Genomic DNA, 17,697 nt, shown 5'->3' on the forward strand with positions numbered 1-17,697 from the left:
GATTTTCGCTCAGGCGCTGATGGCGGTGCGTAGCTTTTCGGCAAGCCCGCTCAACTGATCGACAGGGTTGCGACCGACGAGCATGTAGCCATGGGCGGCATCGGCCCAGTAAACCACATTCATGCCGTAGCGCTTTTCGACCTGCGGCGCGAAGGCGCCGCGTGAAGACTTGACGATGCACAGTGCAAGCGGTCCGTGCTCCGGATCGAGAAAAGCAAGCTGACCAAGCGGCCTGCCGTCATATTGCAGAAGCTGCGCGCGCTTGAGCGGTATATCGGGAAGCGTCAAAGCGGAGGCAGGCAATTGAAGGCCGAGCCTGTCGCTTATCAACTGCAATTGCGCTGTCTGTACGCCCGGATCGTTTGCGAGATCCGCCAGCGTATCGGCGGTATAGAGACTGAGGTATTCGGCGACGACCGAACGCCATTCCGAACCGTCTGCTTCCTCGTGATCATCCTTGATCCGCAGATAGGCGCGATCGATCGCGACGCCGACAAAAACAGATGCAACTGCTGCAGCGAGCAAACCGCGACGTGTCCAGTTATGGCCCCTTGGCTCGGCGGCGTTGGGTGAGGGAAGGCGCGCAAGTATCGCTTCCAAATCAGAAGCAGGTGCATTCTCCAACAGCGGAACGAACGCGTCGTAGAATGGCATCTCGCTACGCGAAAGGAACTCATAGCGCGCAGCCACCTCAGGATCGCTCTCGACCAGGGCTCCGATACGCCGCCGTTCCTCGCCGGCGAGTTCGCCATCGAGGAAAGCAACCAATAGTTCGTCGGAGGGCATTTCAGGATGCTTGTGTTCGCTCATCAACTGCCCCCTTTCGTCCGTCTGGCAACCGCGTCCTCATCCATGTTCTCGGCAAGTTTCGCGCGAGCCGCAGCAAGCCGGCTCATGACCGTGCCAATCGGAACATCCAGCACATCTGCGACTTCGCGGTAGGAGAGGCCCTCGACATAGGCAAGAAACACGGCCGTTCTTTGCGCTTCGGGCAGGGCGTTGACCTTGCGCAAAACCTGATTGGCCATAACATGGGTTTCGGTATCCTGTTCACCGTCGAATGTCAGCGTCAGGTCTGCATCAACGAAGCCGTTGCCCATACGAATGCGGCGCGAGCGCACTTCGTTCAGCCAGATTGAATGCAGGATAGAAAACAACCAGCGGTCGAGACGCGTGCCGCTGGTAAACTGGTTCGCCCGCTCAAGGGCACGCACGCATGTTGCCTGGACGAGATCGTCGGCCACGTCGCGCTGACGTGACAGCACGATCCCGTAGCGCCAGAGCCGAGCGAGGTGCTGGCTCAAACTCGCCCTGATTTCGTGTTCGCTCGCGATGATTGCCTCCGCGCCAACTCGTTCTTTGCGAACGTCGGGCAGCGATGATGCGCCCGTGTCCGGGCGACTATAAGCATAAAGTTGAAGATGAGCGACAGGCACTTTGTGCTCCTTTGGTGAACCCGGCATGCCGCTCATGCTGTTTTCCTAAAGCCGCGCGTGATCGGGGTCAGATTTTAGAGGGCTTTTCGATTGCCTCGTGCAGGTCGCGATATTCTTCGCAACTTGTCCCGCAGATCGATTTGATCGTCGTCAACTGTTCCTTGGCGAGGTCGATCTGGCCCTTGACGACATAGGCTTCACCGAGATACTCGCGAACTTTCGCGTATTTGGGATCGAGCGCGACCGACTTTTTGTACCAGGAGATGCCCTCATCGGTGCGGCCGAGCTTGCGTGTCGCATAGCCTCGATAGTTAAGCGCCTCCTTGGTGTTCGGATCCTTCAATGTATCGAGCATGTCGAGCGCTTCCTGGTAGCGGCCGGCCTTGGCCAGCGTATAGGCATATTCGGTGCGATCTTCGTCCGGAACATTGCTGGTGGTCTTATCGACGCATTTCTTCGACTTCTTTTCGTAAACCTTGCCCTTGGGACAGGTCGGCGTCGTTGCTGCATCGTCGCTGCCTCCGCCTCCCGCGGCGAGGCTTGCGCCAGGAAGCATCGCGATCGCAAGTCCGGCGCCAAGCAGGGCGGCAGGCACCTGCCGGTAGAGTGTGTTGAAGATGTTGCTCATGAGATCAGTCTCCGCTGGAAGGGAACGTGCGACCTAAAGAACACTTGGAGAGGTGGTTTATTCGAAGCGCCCGCGCAGTATTCGGCGAAACGCCGCTTTGCAATTCGATTTCAGAACCGCTCCGCTCGCGGGAATCGCTTGCTCCATTCGCGGCGAATTTTGATCGGATATACGTTCCGTGCGTTGTCGCGACCTTATAGATTAAGGAAAATCACAAGCTGCTCAACCTCACGAAAACACATGAACTGCAGAACGGCTGAACCCATGACCTCCGATATTGCCAGCGCCCCGCTCGTGCAATCATTGCTCGCAGGACTCGACATGCGTTCAAACAAAGCGCGTGAGCAAGAACGCGCACCGCGAAAAGGCGTATCTGACGTCGAGCGTGCGAGGAAACATGTCGAAGCGGCAAGACGCGCTGCCGACGCGAGCCTGGAGCGGGCCAAGGCGGCACCCCGACCGCACGAGATCACCAATCCCGTCTTTGTCGCCTTGTTCGACGCGCATCAGCAGGACAGGGAAGCGCTCTTTGCGGCCATGCGCGCCCTCGATGCGGCGCGGACAGACGAGTCCGCTGACGATCTGGTTTGAGCGGCGGGGCTCTGCGCACGATTTTGTTACCGAAGCCTGGAGCGGATTTCAAAAAACCCTATGGCCTTTGCAGCCGCGCGCTAATATATCAATTCCGTTCCTGCGAGCCTCAGCGCGTCTTCCCAGCCGTTGAGCCGTCGCGGCGCAATCGGTCCCAATCGAAAGAGCTGTCTTAAAAATGTCGGATCAGACTTGTCATGTTGCCGCGACCTCCAAAGGCGCGCTTCAGAGACCGGCGCCGAATTTCCGTATCATTGCGATGATCATTGCCAGTGCCATGTTCATGGAGCAACTCGATGCTACGGTGCTTGCGACGGCGCTGCCGACAATGGCGCGTGATTTCGGCGTCAGCGCGCCCGCGATGAGCATCGCGCTCACATCTTATCTTTTGAGCCTTGCCATCTTCATACCGGCGAGCGGCCGGGTTGCCGACCGGTTCGGATCCCGCACCGTTTTCCGCACGGCTATCGGCGTATTCATCCTGGGTTCCGTGCTTTGCGCCTTCGCGCCGAACCTCACTTTCCTCGTCTTTGCGAGACTGGTGCAGGGCCTCGGCGGCGCCATGATGATGCCGGTGGGCCGTCTGGTGCTGATGCGCAGCGTCGAGCGCAAGAATCTCGTTTCGGCCATGTCGTGGTTGCTGGTACCGGCCCTGATCGGCCCGATCCTCGGTCCGCCTGTTGGCGGCCTGATCGTGACTTACCTCGACTGGCGCTGGATTTTCTACATCAATGTCCCGATTGGCATCCTGGGCTTCATCCTCGTCAGCCTGTTCATAGAGGATTTCAAGGGCGAAGCGCGGGGACCCTTTGACTGGACCGGCCTGTTCCTTTCCGGCATATCGCTCGGCTCCCTGCTTTTCGGCTTCGAAATGGCAAGCCGCAGCGGCGAGGCCGGCCTTGCGGCTTCGCTGGTCGCAGTCGGCGCAATGGCCGGCATTGCTTATCTGCGTCATGCACGGCGGCACCCGTCGCCCATTCTCGATTTTTCGCTGATGCGCATTCCGAGCTTCAGCGCCTCGGTGGTCGCGGGATCGTTGACCCGTATTACGCAGGGCGCACAGCCGTTCCTGCTGCCGCTGATGTTGCAGCTTGGCTTCAACCTCTCCGCCGCATCGGCCGGCGCGATCGTCATCGCGACGGCACTCGGGTCGATGACGATGAAGGCGGTTGCACCAAAGATCCTGAGGCAGTTCGGCTTCCGCAACAGCCTCATCGTCAACGGCATAATCTCGACATTCGGCTATGCGCTGTGCGCGGCGTTCCGGCCGGATTGGCCGCTGCCGCTGATTTTCGTCCTTCTCTATTTCTGCGGCTTCTTCATGTCGTTTCAGTTCACGGCTTATAATACGGTCGCCTATGACGAGATCGGACGCGATCAGATGAGTTCGGCGACCAGTTTCTATACGACGTTCCAGCAGTTGATGCTGTCGCTGGGGATTTGTGTCGGCGCGCTTGCGCTGCACGGATCAATGCTTGCGCGCGACCACGATGTGCCGGAACTCGGCGACTTCTCGGTCGCTTTCATCATCGTCACGGCGATCTCCATCACCGCAACGGTCTGGAACATGCGGTTCTCAAATTCCGCGGGCGCCGATATCAGCGGGCATCAGGTAAAGACAACGCCGCGAAAGGCGTGATCTTCCGTCGTGATCATCCATCGATGGTGAGAGAAATGACGCTGTTGTGATGGGTCTTGCAGACGAAGGGCGTGTTGCCGTTGGCCTTGCCCTGGATCGTCATCCACATGCCCTTGCCGAAATTGGTGGTGACCGCGGAAGCAGCGGGCGGTGTGAGCCCCTTTTTCTGGAGCGCTGCGCTGCAGGCGGCAATTGATCGCGGCTTGTTGGCCGATTCACCCGGCATCGGTGCGCTGACGATGAAGGCGCAAACCGGGACGATAAAGATGAGATAGCTTTTCACGATTCCCTCCCCAAAGAATGTGATCAGTAGGGGAGCTTACGCTTATTGCGGGTGGACAACCATCCAGCCAAAATCTCTAGCTCGAATGAATGGGTCCTCTGGACGGGAGTGCAGGTATCTCGGTCGCTCAGGCCGCTTCAGCCATCTGCACCAGACGGTAAAGCTCGCGTTCGAGCGTCGCAATATCGGCAGCGTGTAGCGTGCACCCGTTATGGTGGAGCAGGAAGACCGCGCCACTTTTTTCTATGCAGCAAAGACCGTCAGCATAGACATAGCCTTCACCGTCGCACAGGCCTACAGCGAAAAGATCGTCGCAATAGTCCCGCGATTCTACGAACTCTTCGAAGCTCAGTTTCATTCCGGTCATCCTTCAAGACGCCTATGTCAGTGATCGGATTTTGAGCCGATTCGCCTCAAATGCCTAGAAGGCGACGCGTTTGACCCCAATATTTGCGCTTGCAGGGGCCGAAGTCGCTAGATGTGGAGCAAGCCCAGCGTTACGCCAAGGCTGAGGCCGATCGTGAATACGGTGAAACAATTGAAAGCTGTCAGGCGCATGAGGTTTTTCCCCCGTCGTTATTATTCGATCGCCAATCATCCAACAGATCGGCCATGCTGACAATCGCCCTAAAAGGATGAAGTGCCGCGCGATACACCGCGTCTGGCTTCACGCCCCGTCGGTTCGCCTGTAGTGGGCTGATTTGCAACCAAGGCAGGCAGCAATGAGGCCGGTAATAGATCCGAGGCAGGATGTCGCCCTGACCAGTGACTGTCCCCCCGTGAATGGTGCGGCCAGACAGTATAAGGCAAACGACAGGATGCGCGCCGCTAGCGAACCCGGCAATCTAAGCAGCGTTTTCAAGGGACGCTTTTCCAGTTTGGAACGGAATTCCGTCGTGCAATGGTCCTTGTTGCGTTTGAATTGATAGAGGAACGTGAGTCGTGCAGATGGAATTGTTTCGTGAGCGACAGCAAGCGGTGTCCATCCGGTGAGGGCGCCCATTTTCCTTGCTTCCGACCAGAGACGCCAGTCCTCGCCGCCGGCAAGCCCCAATTGGGTATCGAAGCGTAGGCCTGTCGAACGAAAGAACTCTACCCGCCCCATCCAACTACCGGTGGCAAGTTTTATCCTATGGTGTGAACCTGTATCGCGCATGCGACGGCACTTCGCTTCGCAGGCCCGACTGTGCCAAACCAGGCCGTTCCACACCAGTCTTTCCCGAAATGATGCGTCAGCATCGATGGGGGCGGGACGGACGGGCGAACCCACAATATCGAGATCGAGCTTGTCGCGCTCGGAAAGCAGGTGCATCAGCCAGTCCGGCTCGACTGTTTCGTCGTCATCGGCAAAGGTCAAAAGTTCCCCGCAAGCGTCGATCGCACATTCGATCGCCAGGTTACGCGCGGATGCAATCCCAAGGTTGGGCTCGATTTCATACCGCACACTCGTCTCCGGTGCTTGCAATCGGAACATTTCGATTATGCGGTCAAGCGTGGCGTGGCCGCTGTTCTCAATGATGATGAAAACAAGATCGGTATCGCTCGGTCGTTCTAGTCGTCCATAGGACTCAAGCAGTTGGGCAAGCATTTGTGGTCGATTGCGGGTTACGGTGCCGATACATATCCGGCGCCGTCCTGCCAACGCCGGTTTTGCCGCGCTGGAATGGTCCATGGTCAACCCGTCAGGCATTTGCGCAGCACGTTCATCCAGCCGTCGGAGCAACGTGCGATGCGGCGGGGCAGCATAAAAGCGTCGTGTGAGGGGCGGGCGCGCCCCCGAATTGTGGTTGTCGCGTGCGCATAGCCGGCATCCTCGACCATACACCTGACATTCTCGGAGACATCGCCATAAGGATAACAGAAGGCGTCAACCGTGTTGCCGACGATATCCTCGAGTTCCTTGCGAGAGTCTTCGATTTGGCGCTTCGCTTCGCGAGCGGGGATGGCGGGGAGGTGGACATGATCGAGAGTGTGTGCCCCGACCTCATTGCATGCGGCAGTCCATTCGAGCAATTCCAATTTCGACATGCAGGGCGCAGCGGGCACGCCGACTTCTGCGTCCCAGACGTTCGAACCACCAATCTGCCGGCTCACGAAGTAATTGGTAGCGGTGAACCCGAGCGACGACAGGACAGGCAACGCATATGTGTGCACGTTTTGAAAGCCATCGTCGAAGGTGATTCCAACGACGCGTCCGGATTTTTGACCCGATAGATATGGTTTGAGATCGTGCATCGACAGGCCGATGAAGCCCAGGCGCTTCAACCGATGCATTTGCGTCCTAAAGTTGGATGGATCGACCGTCAATTCGCGAAATGGCGTGCCCCGCGGCGGCACCTGATCGATCTGGTGATACATCAGAATAGGAACCGGCCGATCTGCGCCGCTCGTGGTTCCGCGTAATTCCTCGTCGCCCGGTTGGCCCGCCATCGCGAATTCCCTCACGATAGGCGCGCAAGAAGCGCAAGAAGCGCACAGGCAGCGAGTATCGCCGCAATCGAAGCTGCACTCGCGCCTTTGGCAAGAAGCGCGCTCTGGCGCATGGAAGCGTCGATCGTCTCGGCAAGCGCGTTGCGACCATCCGACAGGCTGGCCAGTTCATCGGCGGTGATAATGTCGGTTGAAGCGTGCCAATGCCAGCCCGCTTTAATCGCAAACGCAACGGCGCCGAGGGTCGCAGCCGCAGCGAACCAGTTGGTGATGAATTTCTCGACAAACATTATCTACCCGCAACTGGGATGTGCAAAACGAAACTGGCAATCAGCCGGCTATCCGGAAAATAAAAGAAAGGCTATGCGAAAAATGATTAGATCTTACCAAATGAAAGTATTCAATACTTTATCGGATAATTATACTTGTGACTTTCTCAAATACATTACTACATTATTACATTGCAAAAAATCTGCACCTCATTGCCCTATAAGTCAGATGTTTTCAATAATACTTTCGCAGTATGATTCAAGTCAAAACGGGGAAGCCGTACATTCAAGGCGCATCATGCGGCACATTTTCAGCTTACCTCAGGACGACAAGATCCGCGTGGGCTCGGGTACCGAAAGTTCCGCTATTTGTCCTTGCAGGATTTTTTCGACCTCGATTGCAATGCGCGCGGGATCGCTCAAGGTCACGGCCCGGAAGCGTCCGTTCTCGGCGTTGCCGGCATCCGGCTGATCGATGGTCTCGACGATCGCGGAACCCAACCGCTCAGGATCGTGCTCGGCGATCAGGTACCCGTAGCGCCTGTCGGTAATCACTTCGCCGAGACCGCCGTGCATCACGGAAGCTACCACCGGGATGCCGTAGGTCATCGCCTCGACCGGCGTATTGCCGAAGGCATCCCAATCGGAATTGAACAGCAGGACATCCAGGCTGAGATAGAAGTCGCGCATATCCGCAATCCAGCCGAGCCAATGGATACGGTCGGCGATACCGAGTTCCTGCGCCAGAGCCTGTAGCTTCTCATTTTCGGGACCAGAACCCGCGATGGCGAAACGCACGTCGGGCCGCTTTACGGCAACGACCGCGGCGGTTCGCAAGAACACGTCAAACCGCTTGCGATCGATAAGCCAGCCGGCATTGCCGATGATTTTGGCTTGTGGCGGCAACCCGTACCGTCGCCGTGCGGCCGCCTTATCCTCCGCAGAAGCCTTTTCCGGCACCGCCAGCGGATTGCGGATCGTGCGGGTTATGGATTTGACAGAAGGGACGATGGTTTCAGCCTCGAGCCGTACAAAATCCGACGGGTAACTGATTGCATCGAAGCGGCGCTTTGCCAAACCATAGAAAAGCTTCCACTGCCAATCGGGACGCACCGAATGGTGGAAATGCATGGCGAGGAGGCGGCGACCGCGCGCAATGCCGCCCAGCGTCAGCATTGCCAGGAGATTGCTTCCCGTCATCATCAGGGCATCTGCCCGCTCGCCCCGCAAGATCCGGTAAAGCGTGGGCAGGCTGCGCCAACCCAGGGCGCCCCGATATTCCATCCCGACCGCCTCGATGCCTGACTTGTCCAAATGCTCCTTGAGGGCACCGAGCGGATTGAGCGATATGACTTTAATCTCGTGGCCGCGATCCTGAAGGCATTGCATCAGCCGCAGCGAGGCCTGCTCCATGCCACCGAGTTCAGTGCACTGAATGATATTGAGAATGCGCATATCCTTGCCTCGATCGGACGGCGCCCACATTGCGAGCACTATTTGTTGGAGGCGATGATCTTATTCCTCGGCAACAAATGAAAGTTATCCATCCGGATGAACTCCGCGAACCGTTCACTGGTTGTATAAAATAAGCAATCCGATGCGTAATCCTAATTGGGTACGGGACAGAATCGAAGAACAGGCGCCTAATATCGCCCAAAGCCGCAAAGGCAAAAGGGGGGCGAAGTCACTATGGTGCCAATTTCTGTTGCGCTGGTCGATGACCATCCGCTCATGCTTGCAGGCGTCGTCAATCTCTTCGAAACCAACTCAGAATTTTCGGTTGTGGCCAAGGGCGCGTCGGCCGATGACGCACTCCAGATCAGCCGGCAATTGCGTCCCGATGTCATGGTTCTCGACCTTTACATGCCGGGCAATGTCTTTGAAGTCATCAGCGAGATAGGCGCAAATCCGGGAGGCACCAAGGTTGTGGCGTTCACTGCGATGACTGGCAGCGACTATGCTGTGCGCGCGCTGCACGCCGGTGCAAAGGGCTACGTTCTCAAGGGCAGCAGCGCCGATGAGCTCGTTGAGGGCGTGCGTGCCGCCCATTCGGGCGAAACCTACATTACGCCGGCTTTCGCAATCAAAGTCATCGAAGCACTGCGCATCGCCTCCTTGCGCAAACGAGCTGCGGGACCGATCAAGCTCAGCATCCGTGAAGAACAGATCGTAAGCCTTCTGCTCCGGGGCCGTACCAATCGTGAGATCGCGATCGGGCTCGGCATAGGCGAAAAGACGGTCAAGAACTATATGACGATCCTCATGCAGAAGCTGCATGCGCGAAACCGTCTTGAAGTGCTGATCGCCGCGCAGAAACTAGAGGTCGCCAGCCGCGACGAGCGCGAATCCGTTTCGCGTCATTAGTCGAAGCGATTCCAATGCCTAGGCGCTGTTGCTTTCCAGGGGAACGGCGACAATAAGGCTGGTGCCTGCACCCGGTTCATGCACGATCCGCACCGTGCCGCCAAATGCCTCCACCCGGTTGCGAATGCCCTGAAGTCCGAGTGGGTGCCGTCGCCCGGCCGAAGCAATTGGCTGGTCGGGGCTGGGGCCCTTGTCGCTGACAGTGACGGTGATGACGCTGCCATCGGCGCTCACTTCCACCCGCTGTCCGCGGGCTCCAGCATGGCGATAGGCGTTGTTGAGCCCCTCCTGCACGACCCGGTAAAGACATATTTTCAGCGGATGCGCGACCTTTTCCGGCAGATTCTCGTAATGTGCCGCGACAATTGACCCTGTCGCGTATTCGTGGCGTTGCGCTGCGAGCTTGAGCGCTGCTTCGATGGACAGGTTTTCAAGTTCCGGCAGCACGAGACCCGTCGAGAGCTCGCGCAGTTCACTGAGTACCTGGCTCGCAAGCCGCGACGGGTCGAGCTCATCCCGCTGGTTGCCTGCGCCCGACGTTTGCCCTAAGCGCAGTATCAGCAGGCTCAAGACCTGGACAGGACCATCGTGAAGATCCGAGCCGATACGGTTGAGCAATGTTTCGTTGGACTTTGACGCGTCCATGCGCGCCTTGTCGGCGGTTCTGCGCAGTGAACGGTTCTGATCGGCAAGCGCTTGCGCGTTCTCCAATTGCGATTTCAAGGTTTCACGCTGCGTATTGATAATGCCGCTGGCGCGCCGCACGATCAGGTAAAGCAGGGCCATGATCGTCAAGGTCGTCGCCCCGACCAGTGCCCATGTGCTTCGCTGGACGCGCGATCGCTGGGCGATGAAATCCTCCGCTTCCTCGTATAGCTCTCCAACCGCGATCACATCATGGTTGCCGGGTCGGTAGATAGGTGCGTAGATTTCGATCAGCGGACGCGCCGTTTGCTCGTTGGCGATACCCTGATCGTCGTGGTGCTCTTCAAGTTGAGCGACGACTGTTCCGGCGAACGCCCGTTCAATGTCCTCGGATGGCAGCCGTTTTCCCATAAGTGACTTGTCTGTGCTGTAGACAACAGTTCCGTCCTTGTCCCAGATTCTGAAGCCTTCCACTCGCTTCGCAAGATCCGTCCCGATTAGAAGGTCATCGAGTTCCTTCTGCTTTTCCGGAACGACCAGCGGCCTGCCATTTTCCTCGTCGACGTGGCGGGCAAGGAATCCTTCCATGTAAAGGGCCCCCGATTCTGCCCGGCTCCGCAACTGGTTAGCCGCAATCTGGGAACTCAGCCATTCTCCAAGGATCGCCATGGATCCCAAGAGGATGAGCGCGGCTACCACGAGGAATTGCGATTTTAGATCAAGGCGTTGCCAGTACCGTACGAGCTTGCCGATACCGAACCGCCCACCCTCGTGGTTGAGGTCATAGGTCATGTTGGCGATAAGGCCAAAAGTCCCGAAACTCTCTTGACCAAGGTCTTTGTAATTGACCGGACCTTCCGAACTACCAAGTTCGCTCCCCCCACCACATCATCCGACTATCGAAACTCGTGTCGACGTTTTTGGTGAGTTTGTCCCGGAGATCCGGGTCTGGTCAAGAAAAACACGCCGCGGGAGGGGGATGGCGCCTGCCTAAGTGCAGTCGCGGCAACAAAACACCGCGCATGAAAGCGATCCAGGAGGGCAATTATGGTAACCTACATTCGTTCGGATCAGGTCTATTTATCTTGCCGACGTCATCGTTCCAGCAGATGAACTGGAAAAGCTCGGCGACGGGAAGCTGCTGCCCGGCATGCCGGTCGAGGTCTTCGTTTCGGCAGAAGAGCGCACGGCGCTGTCATTTTTAGCCAAGCCGCTCGCCGATCAGTTCAGCCGCACGTTCAAGGAACAGTGATGTTTCTTTTTTCAAGCAAGGTGTTAACGCCGTGTATTGAGGTTTGAACTTCGCTTGGTAGCGATCAATTTTGTCCTGCCCATGAAGCATGCCGGGGTATTCCGCCGCCGTCTTGTGGATTGCTCGTGACACACCCGCTCAACGCCAATGCGAGGAACGCAACAATATAAAGTCGCATCGCTGCCTCCTGAAGTTTTGGATGATACGAGAATAAGCTCAAAAATCAGGAATGGTATGCGATCGCCTTCACCTTTGCTTGAGCGGAGGGTGATGGGGATGCGGCCGCTACCCTTAAAGCTTGAGAGCGACGGAGTGGGATAGGCGATCGGCTCCAGCATTGCTCCGTGCGAGCCGACACGCGTTCCGGTGGACTATATCGTTAAATAAATGGCTCAGATCGGATGCTATGGCGGAAGAGGTGAGATTCGAACTCACGGTACGGTTCCCCGCACGACGGTTTTCAAGACCGTTGCCTTAAACCACTCGGCCACTCTTCCAGCCTCAGCACAGCGAGCGAAACTATATAAAATTCGCCTCGAAGCATCGACGCGGCTTTTATAGCTCTTCGCATTGCCGCGTCAACGGCTGCGCCGCATCTTTTGCCGTGGACTTGTCCTACAGCGTGCCTTCAAAGTAGAGGAAGCACAACGGTAACATAGTGAGAAGCCGCAGATGTCAGAACTCAAGATCCGCACCAGGGCCGTTGGAGCCACGGCAGTGCTCAAGGGCAAGGTACTGCCGGTTATAACGTCCGAGACAGGCGGCGAAATCAACATCGTCACCTCCGTCTCGCAGCCGGGGTTCAATCCCCTCGACCTGCTTTACGCGTCACTCTCGGCTTGCATCGCGCTCAGCGCGCGGATTGCGGCAAACAAGCTCGGTGTCTCGGAAAAGCTTGCGGGAGTGCGTGTCCATGTCACCGGCGAAAAGGCGCATGACGAGCCATCCCGCGTTGCGTCGTTTAACATCGACATAGAGATTGATGGCGATCTCGACCCCGGCACGCGGCGCCAGATCGTCGAAAAAGCCGAGGAAATCTGCACCGTTTCCAACACGCTGCGTGGCGACGCGCAATTCGTAACGACCCTTCGCGACTGATCTTCAAGAGGCCGCGCTATCGCCGGCTGCGGCGTAGCGCTCGAGCTCGGGATCGAGATCCACATTGACGACATTGGTGAAAATGGTCGTCGCAATCATGATCCCCGCAAAGGCGACGAGGTTGACGAGCGTGGCTTCATCATAGCTGGCAGCGAGCTTGTTCCACAATTCGTCCGCTACGGCATTGGAGTTTACGACAATGGCCCGTCCGAAATCGATCAGCGCTTCTTCGCGGGCCGTCGGCACCACGGCTTCCAGCTCCAGTCCGGACTCGATCAAGGCCCGGCGAAAAAAGGTGGCGGGAACGCGCGCCTGGCTCGCTTCGGAAATCGCCAGCGACAGGAGCCAGATTTCCCGGTCGCTCAAGGCCGGCCGCAGCAAATCGCGCAACGTGAACCACTCGGCATAAATGCGGTGGGCGACCGGAGAATGCAGCATTATGCGCTTCATGTTGGTCATCCGCCCGCGTAATTGCAGCTCACGGTCGTGTTCGGCGCGTGTTTTGGGGGAAGCGGCGGCATAGTCGATTGCAGATATGCGACTCATGGAAATATCCATATTTTTGATAGGCTTGCCGCACTATAGAGCCTGTTAAGGGCCTATCAACCTATCAGTGGCAATTTCATATTGGTGCATCCCGGATGGGCGTCGGGGTTTGCGTCAACGTTCTGATCTGCTATCGATACATTACCATTCCTGGGGACGGTCCGCGCGGCCGATGGTCAACATTGTCAAAAGCCAAAGCTTTTCAAGTTGTGGGGGTTGTTGCCGTGGGCGCTCTGATGACCGCCTGTGCTTCCCCTAAAGTGACAGTCGCACGCAAGCAGCACCCCAAGGAATATTTCGCCGAATCCGCCTATGGCGTGAAGGCGAGCCCGCGGGTCGTCACCGATCTGCGCCACATTCCGCGCGGTGGCGGCCGTAATCTCGTCGGCCAGCCCTACAAGGTTGCCGGCAAGTGGTACTATCCCAAGGAAGAGCCGGGCTATCGGCGCCAGGGCAAGGCGTCCTGGTACGGCTCTGCGTTTCATGGCCGCCTGACCGCCAATGGCGAAATTTACGACACGTCCCGGCTGACGGCGGCGCACCCGACAATGCCGCTGCCCAGCTATGCGCGCGTCACCAACCTTTCCAATGGCAGTTCTGTCATCGTCCGCGTCAATGATCGCGGACCCTATCATTCCGACCGCCTCATCGATCTATCGCAGAAGGCCGCGATGGTGCTGGACTACCACGACACAGGCACCGCTAGCGTCAAGGTCGAGTATGTTGGCCGTGCACCGCTCGAAGGCAATGATGACAGCTTTCTCATGGCCTCATATCACGCGCCTGGCGTCGATCCTTACGGCCAGCCGGCATCCGGAGTGATGATCGCCATGAACGGCGGCACGCCGACGCGGCGCGTGCCGATGCCGATACCCGGCATGCAGCCGCAACAGCCCGCCGGCATCCAGGTGGCCAGCCTTGGCAATCAGGCATTTTCGCTTGAGCAACAGGCGGCGCGGATCGACGGGGGCCAGCCGCAGCCTGTGCCGATGGCGGCAGCCATGAACTTCAGTATCGATATCGACCCGGTCTTGCCCTTGGTTGGGCCCTATATCGACGACAAGCCGACGATCCTTATCGGCTCGCTGAAGGGCGGCAAGGCGGGATCGCCATTCGTCAGTTCCTATGCCAGTGAGCGTATTGAAACCGCCAATGCGCCGATCGAGGCGACTACAGGCATTCTCTCCTCGTCGGCGATTTCCTCTTCATGGAAGAGCATGAACGGGGCGGTCGTCAGCAGATCATCCGGCGAATATGTCGAAATCGGCCTGTTTGCCAGCAAGAGCGCGGCCGGACGGATGGTCGCGGCCCTTTCGGCGTTCGGCAAAGTCGAGATGACCAAAGTCGCCAGCCCTGAAGGGCGCAGGATAGAGCTCATTGCCCGTGCCGATTCCGGAAAGAATACCGACCGGTTGCTCAAGGCCGCCTGGGCGGCCGGGGCAGGCGATGCATTTGTCGTTCGCGATGACGGGAACTGATTGCCGACGCCTTGTCGTCGCGTTGAAAGCGCCCATCCGTTCTATTGTCCTTGGCATTGCAGTGGTAATGGTCGCAGGCTTCGCTGCCGATGCGCAGGAGCAGCTATTTGACACCAAGGCCAAGCAGGCGTTGATGGTCGAAGACCAGACCGGTACGGTGCTCTATTCCAAAATGCCGGAGACTCTCATCGAGCCTGCAGCGCTCGTCAAACTGATGACGATGGAAGTCGTATTCCATGAGTTGCAGGCGGGGAAGATCAACCTTTCGACGCAGTATACGGTCAGCGAACACGCCTGGCGTACCGGTGGTGCACCATCGGGTGGGTCGACCATGTTCGCCAAGCTCAAATCGGCGGTCAGCGTCGGCGATCTCATACAGGGCGTTATCGTTCAGTCGGCCAATGATGGCTGCATTATCCTTGCCGAAGGCATTGCCGGCTCGGAGGAAAAATTCGCCGAAATGATGAATGCGCGGGCGAAGGAACTGGGGCTCAACAGCTCCACCTTCGTCAACTCCACGGGATTGCCGGATCCGAAGCAGCGCGTTTCGCTGACTGACCTCGTCGCGCTTGCCCGCCATATAAAGCGCAGCTATCCCGAATTCTATCACACCTATGCGCAGGACAATTTTACCTGGAACAATATCTTCCAGCGCAATCGCAACCCGCTGCTCCGCCTTGATATTGGTGCGGACGGCATGGGCACCGGCTACACCGAACAGTCGGGATACGGCATTGTCGGCGCCACGGAGCACGGCGGCCGGCGTTATGTCGTTGCCTTGAGCGGGCTTGCCAGCGACAAGGAGCGGGCCGAAGAGGCAAAGCGCATCTTCGAGTGGGCGTATCAGGCGTTCGAGGAAATCGATATCTTTGCCGCAGGCGAAACGATCGGGGAGGCGAGTGTCTTTGGCGGCACGAAGTCCAGCGTGCCGCTGAAAGCAACCGAAAAAATCAGCCTGCTGGTCCCCGTGGCCAATCGCGACCGGCTGAAAGCGCATGTTGTTTACAAGGGACCACTCGTCGCGCCCATAAAGGCGGGGGAAGAGGCGGGCGTGTTGCGCATCTGGATTGGCGACGAGCTTGTCCAGGAAACGCCCGTGTTCACGGCCGAGGCCGTGGAGACCGGCGATCTGAAGAAGCGCAGCATTGATGCGATGCTGGAGCTGACCACGGGCTGGACGAGGCAACTCAAGTTCTGAACACGCCTCGACCTTTTAATTTGCGGGCGCTAGAACCATCTTTAAAATGACTCTGCATCGAAAGACGGCGGCGGCGTGCAAGGACTATTCATTACATTCGAAGGCGGCGAGGGCGCTGGCAAATCAACGCAGATTGCGCGGCTGGCCGAACATCTGCGCGCAGGCGGCGATGACGTGCTGGCGACGCGCGAGCCCGGCGGCTCACCCGGCGCCGAGGCACTGCGTCACGTCATCTTGAGCGGTGCGGCGGAGCCATTCGGGCCCGCGATGGAAGCGCTGCTTTTCGCTGCGGCCCGCAATGATCATGTGGAGCAGGTCATGCGTCCGGCGCTCCGGTCGGGCCGGATGGTGCTCTGCGACCGCTATATCGATTCGAGCCGGGTCTATCAGGGTGTGACGGGCGACCTCGACCCTGATCTCATGCACGCCATCGAGAAGGTGGCAATCAACGGGCTGGTGCCAGATCTTACGATCATTCTCGACCTGCCGGCGGAGGTCGGTCTCCAGCGCGCCAACGCGCGACGCGGCGAGGGCACCGCCGACCGCTTCGAGAAGGAAACGGTCGAAATGCATGCCAAGCGGCGCGATGCCTATCTCGCAATTGCCGATGCCGAACCCGAGCGCTGCAAGGTGATCGCCGGCGACCGGCCGGCAGGCGAGATTGCCCGCCAGATCGCCGAGCTTGTCGACGACCTCAAGGCAAGCCGGGGCATGAAAGCTGTCCGGACTGCCGAGGTGGCACGATGACCGACGCGATCCTCGACGTTCCGGCTACCCATGACACAATAGACGGTGTCCCGTCACCCTCTGCCAATTCTGCCCTGTTCGGACACGAGGTGATTAGATCGTTTCTGGCGCAGGCCTATCAATCCGGCCATATGCACCATGCTCTTCTCCTGGAGGGACCGCAGGGGGTCGGCAAGGCAACGCTTGCCTTCCATCTCGCCGGGCACATGCTCAGCCACCCGCAAGCTCACGCTGCGCCGCCGGCACTTGCCGAGCCGGATTTCACGGTTGCACCCTACCGGCAGATTGCCAGCGGCACGCACCTTGCGCTCTTGCACATCACGCGGCCGGTCGATGCCAAGACGGGCAAGTTCAAGACCGGCATCACCATCGACGAGATCAGAAGGGTCACGCATTTCCTCAACCGGACATCGCATGACGGTTCCTGGCGCATTGTCATTGTCGATCCCGCAGACGACATGAACCGCAATGCCGCCAATGCCTTGTTGAAAACGCTTGAAGAGCCGCCACAGCGAACGCTCTTTATTCTGATATCGCATTCCTCCGGCCGTCTCCTGCCGACGATCCGATCGCGCTGCCAGTCGCTGCGGTTTGAGCCGCTGGAGCGGAACGATCTGATATCGGCGCTAAGCGCAATCAAGCTCGATTCCGCGCAAGCCGGCGATGTCGAGGCGCTCATCGCGCAAGCCGATGGCAGCGTGCGCAAGGCGGCGTTGCTTCTGGCGTTCGGCGGCCTTGAAATTGCCGAGGCCGTGGAAGGCGTTCTCGCCAAGGCAGTATTCGATGTGCCAAAGGCGCATGCGCTGGCCTCGGCGCTATCGGCCCGCGAAGCTGAAATCCAGTACGATCTCTTTCTGGAAGGTCTCTTCGACCGGATCGCGCTCAAGGCACGTCTGGCGGCAGAGCAGGGCGATACCGCAAGGGCAAGCAGGTGGTCCAACCTCTGGAACGAGATGCAGAACGAGGCGAGGGATGCCGCCGCCTACAATCTCGACCGCAAGCAGACTGTACTGATCTTCCTCGAGCGAATGCATCGCGCTCTTGCAGACGCCAGATAGGGCTTTGGTGGTCTGGCAATCGCGCCGGACATGAG

20 protein-coding genes and 1 tRNA gene are annotated in these 17,697 nt (G+C 58.4%); 9 read left to right on the top strand and 12 right to left on the bottom strand.

Features of this window, described 5'->3' with window-relative positions:
• Window positions 1-9: 9 nt before the first annotated feature.
• The 3 genes from HQ945_RS21980 to HQ945_RS21990 are packed head-to-tail and all read right to left on the bottom strand — an operon-like array spanning window position 10 to window position 2,064.
• The gene (locus HQ945_RS21980; RefSeq protein WP_228018323.1) at window positions 10-810 is read right to left on the bottom strand and encodes an anti-sigma factor family protein; all 801 of its coding nucleotides are present in this window, start codon (window positions 808-810) and stop codon (window positions 10-12) included.
• Window positions 810-1,463, bottom strand: a complete 654-nt coding sequence (locus HQ945_RS21985; protein ID WP_051615397.1) for an RNA polymerase sigma factor — start codon at window positions 1,461-1,463, stop codon at window positions 810-812. Before HQ945_RS21985 ends, HQ945_RS21980 begins: the two co-directional genes overlap by 1 nt.
• Window positions 1,464-1,503: 40 nt before the next feature.
• On the bottom strand, window positions 1,504-2,064 hold the full coding sequence (locus tag HQ945_RS21990; RefSeq protein ID WP_113280514.1) for a tetratricopeptide repeat protein: 561 nt from the start codon (window positions 2,062-2,064) through the stop codon (window positions 1,504-1,506).
• 321 nt (window positions 2,065-2,385) lie between these two features.
• On the opposite strand from HQ945_RS21990, the gene HQ945_RS21995 reads away from it, so the two are divergent.
• Together HQ945_RS21995 and HQ945_RS22000 are read left to right on the top strand one after the other, a co-directional pair.
• The gene (locus tag HQ945_RS21995) at window positions 2,386-2,655 is read left to right on the top strand and encodes a hypothetical protein (protein WP_174208514.1); all 270 of its coding nucleotides are present in this window, start codon (window positions 2,386-2,388) and stop codon (window positions 2,653-2,655) included.
• 178 nt (window positions 2,656-2,833) lie between these two features.
• Entirely contained in the window at window positions 2,834-4,294 is a 1,461-nt protein-coding gene (locus HQ945_RS22000; RefSeq protein ID WP_174208515.1) for an MFS transporter, read from the top strand.
• 13 nt (window positions 4,295-4,307) lie between these two features.
• On the opposite strand, the gene HQ945_RS22005 is transcribed toward HQ945_RS22000, so the two are convergent.
• From HQ945_RS22005 to HQ945_RS22030, 6 genes are all read right to left on the bottom strand, one after another.
• Entirely contained in the window at window positions 4,308-4,577 is a 270-nt protein-coding gene (locus HQ945_RS22005; protein WP_091922844.1) for a hypothetical protein, read from the bottom strand.
• A gap of 127 nt (window positions 4,578-4,704) precedes the next feature.
• Window positions 4,705-4,935, bottom strand: a complete 231-nt coding sequence (locus HQ945_RS22010; protein ID WP_113280517.1) for a hypothetical protein — start codon at window positions 4,933-4,935, stop codon at window positions 4,705-4,707.
• Window positions 4,936-5,244: 309 nt separating this feature from the next.
• On the bottom strand, window positions 5,245-6,267 hold the full coding sequence (locus tag HQ945_RS22015; RefSeq protein WP_246272758.1) for a glycosyltransferase family 2 protein: 1,023 nt from the start codon (window positions 6,265-6,267) through the stop codon (window positions 5,245-5,247).
• Window positions 6,252-7,007 carry a polysaccharide deacetylase family protein gene (locus HQ945_RS22020; RefSeq protein WP_113280518.1) on the bottom strand — a complete coding sequence of 252 codons (756 nt, stop codon included), beginning with the start codon at window positions 7,005-7,007 and terminating at the stop codon, window positions 6,252-6,254. The genes HQ945_RS22015 and HQ945_RS22020 overlap by 16 nt, the downstream gene beginning before the upstream one ends.
• 11 nt (window positions 7,008-7,018) lie before the next feature.
• Window positions 7,019-7,297 (bottom strand): hypothetical protein, encoded by a 279-nt coding sequence (locus tag HQ945_RS22025; RefSeq protein ID WP_113280519.1) that lies wholly within the window; start codon window positions 7,295-7,297, stop codon window positions 7,019-7,021.
• Window positions 7,298-7,597: 300 nt separating this feature from the next.
• The gene (locus HQ945_RS22030) at window positions 7,598-8,731 is read right to left on the bottom strand and encodes a glycosyltransferase (RefSeq protein WP_162737166.1); all 1,134 of its coding nucleotides are present in this window, start codon (window positions 8,729-8,731) and stop codon (window positions 7,598-7,600) included.
• Between the two features lie 234 nt (window positions 8,732-8,965).
• Here HQ945_RS22030 and HQ945_RS22035 point away from each other — a divergent pair, with 234 nt between their 5' ends.
• Entirely contained in the window at window positions 8,966-9,640 is a 675-nt protein-coding gene (locus HQ945_RS22035) for a response regulator (RefSeq protein WP_113280521.1), read from the top strand.
• 18 nt (window positions 9,641-9,658) lie between these two features.
• On the opposite strand, the gene HQ945_RS22040 is transcribed toward HQ945_RS22035, so the two are convergent.
• The gene (locus tag HQ945_RS22040; protein ID WP_174208516.1) at window positions 9,659-11,077 is read right to left on the bottom strand and encodes a sensor histidine kinase; all 1,419 of its coding nucleotides are present in this window, start codon (window positions 11,075-11,077) and stop codon (window positions 9,659-9,661) included.
• A 286-nt stretch (window positions 11,078-11,363) separates the two neighbouring features.
• Between HQ945_RS22040 and HQ945_RS23225 the strand changes: the two genes are divergently transcribed.
• The gene (locus HQ945_RS23225; protein ID WP_484555912.1) at window positions 11,364-11,537 is read left to right on the top strand and encodes a beta-barrel domain-containing protein; all 174 of its coding nucleotides are present in this window, start codon (window positions 11,364-11,366) and stop codon (window positions 11,535-11,537) included.
• 407 nt (window positions 11,538-11,944) lie between these two features.
• Here HQ945_RS23225 and HQ945_RS22045 read toward each other — a convergent pair.
• Window positions 11,945-12,034, bottom strand: a tRNA-Ser gene (locus tag HQ945_RS22045).
• Between the two features lie 175 nt (window positions 12,035-12,209).
• Between HQ945_RS22045 and HQ945_RS22050 the strand changes: the two genes are divergently transcribed.
• On the top strand, window positions 12,210-12,635 hold the full coding sequence (locus HQ945_RS22050) for an OsmC family protein (protein ID WP_113280524.1): 426 nt from the start codon (window positions 12,210-12,212) through the stop codon (window positions 12,633-12,635).
• A 3-nt stretch (window positions 12,636-12,638) separates the two neighbouring features.
• Here the strand turns inward: HQ945_RS22050 and HQ945_RS22055 are convergent, their stop codons facing one another.
• Entirely contained in the window at window positions 12,639-13,181 is a 543-nt protein-coding gene (locus tag HQ945_RS22055) for a carboxymuconolactone decarboxylase family protein (protein ID WP_174208517.1), read from the bottom strand.
• A 236-nt stretch (window positions 13,182-13,417) separates the two neighbouring features.
• On the opposite strand from HQ945_RS22055, the gene HQ945_RS23070 reads away from it, so the two are divergent.
• The 4 genes from HQ945_RS23070 to HQ945_RS22075 all read left to right on the top strand — a co-directional run bounded on the left by HQ945_RS23070 (window position 13,418) and on the right by HQ945_RS22075 (window position 17,662).
• Window positions 13,418-14,659, top strand: a complete 1,242-nt coding sequence (locus HQ945_RS23070) for a septal ring lytic transglycosylase RlpA family protein (RefSeq protein ID WP_174208518.1) — start codon at window positions 13,418-13,420, stop codon at window positions 14,657-14,659.
• Complete coding sequence (locus HQ945_RS22065; protein ID WP_246272759.1) at window positions 14,628-15,857, top strand: D-alanyl-D-alanine carboxypeptidase family protein; 1,230 nt, start codon at window positions 14,628-14,630, stop codon at window positions 15,855-15,857. The genes HQ945_RS23070 and HQ945_RS22065 overlap by 32 nt, the downstream gene beginning before the upstream one ends.
• A gap of 75 nt (window positions 15,858-15,932) precedes the next feature.
• Window positions 15,933-16,604, top strand: a complete 672-nt coding sequence (gene tmk, locus HQ945_RS22070) for a dTMP kinase (protein ID WP_027233284.1) — start codon at window positions 15,933-15,935, stop codon at window positions 16,602-16,604.
• Entirely contained in the window at window positions 16,601-17,662 is a 1,062-nt protein-coding gene (locus tag HQ945_RS22075; protein ID WP_174208519.1) for a DNA polymerase III subunit delta', read from the top strand. Before tmk ends, HQ945_RS22075 begins: the two co-directional genes overlap by 4 nt.
• Window positions 17,663-17,697 lie beyond the last annotated feature (35 nt).

The organism is Phyllobacterium pellucidum, from assembly GCF_013327855.1.
In the GTDB taxonomy this organism is placed as follows: Bacteria; Pseudomonadota; Alphaproteobacteria; order Rhizobiales; family Rhizobiaceae; genus Phyllobacterium; species Phyllobacterium pellucidum.

What these genes read in the sequence shown, in the direction of transcription:
- HQ945_RS22035 (WP_113280521.1), top strand. Translation starts at nt 8,966, where the DNA reads ATGGTGCCAATTTCTGTTGCGCTGGTCGATGACCATCCGCTCATGCTT.
- HQ945_RS22065 (WP_246272759.1), top strand. Translation starts at nt 14,628, where the DNA reads ATGCATTTGTCGTTCGCGATGACGGGAACTGATTGCCGACGCCTTGTC.
- HQ945_RS21985 (WP_051615397.1), bottom strand. Translation starts at nt 1,463, where the DNA reads ATGCCGGGTTCACCAAAGGAGCACAAAGTGCCTGTCGCTCATCTTCAA.
- HQ945_RS22000 (WP_174208515.1), top strand. Translation starts at nt 2,834, where the DNA reads ATGTCGGATCAGACTTGTCATGTTGCCGCGACCTCCAAAGGCGCGCTT.
- HQ945_RS22015 (WP_246272758.1), bottom strand. Translation starts at nt 6,267, where the DNA reads ATGCCTGACGGGTTGACCATGGACCATTCCAGCGCGGCAAAACCGGCG.
- HQ945_RS21980 (WP_228018323.1), bottom strand. Translation starts at nt 810, where the DNA reads ATGAGCGAACACAAGCATCCTGAAATGCCCTCCGACGAACTATTGGTT.
- HQ945_RS22055 (WP_174208517.1), bottom strand. Translation starts at nt 13,181, where the DNA reads ATGAGTCGCATATCTGCAATCGACTATGCCGCCGCTTCCCCCAAAACA.
- HQ945_RS23070 (WP_174208518.1), top strand. Translation starts at nt 13,418, where the DNA reads ATGACCGCCTGTGCTTCCCCTAAAGTGACAGTCGCACGCAAGCAGCAC.
- HQ945_RS22010 (WP_113280517.1), bottom strand. Translation starts at nt 4,935, where the DNA reads ATGAAACTGAGCTTCGAAGAGTTCGTAGAATCGCGGGACTATTGCGAC.
- HQ945_RS22020 (WP_113280518.1), bottom strand. Translation starts at nt 7,007, where the DNA reads ATGGCGGGCCAACCGGGCGACGAGGAATTACGCGGAACCACGAGCGGC.
- HQ945_RS21990 (WP_113280514.1), bottom strand. Translation starts at nt 2,064, where the DNA reads ATGAGCAACATCTTCAACACACTCTACCGGCAGGTGCCTGCCGCCCTG.
- HQ945_RS21995 (WP_174208514.1), top strand. Translation starts at nt 2,386, where the DNA reads ATGCGTTCAAACAAAGCGCGTGAGCAAGAACGCGCACCGCGAAAAGGC.
- HQ945_RS22030 (WP_162737166.1), bottom strand. Translation starts at nt 8,731, where the DNA reads ATGCGCATTCTCAATATCATTCAGTGCACTGAACTCGGTGGCATGGAG.
- HQ945_RS22050 (WP_113280524.1), top strand. Translation starts at nt 12,210, where the DNA reads ATGTCAGAACTCAAGATCCGCACCAGGGCCGTTGGAGCCACGGCAGTG.
- HQ945_RS22040 (WP_174208516.1), bottom strand. Translation starts at nt 11,077, where the DNA reads ATGACCTATGACCTCAACCACGAGGGTGGGCGGTTCGGTATCGGCAAG.
- HQ945_RS22075 (WP_174208519.1), top strand. Translation starts at nt 16,601, where the DNA reads ATGACCGACGCGATCCTCGACGTTCCGGCTACCCATGACACAATAGAC.
- HQ945_RS22025 (WP_113280519.1), bottom strand. Translation starts at nt 7,297, where the DNA reads ATGTTTGTCGAGAAATTCATCACCAACTGGTTCGCTGCGGCTGCGACC.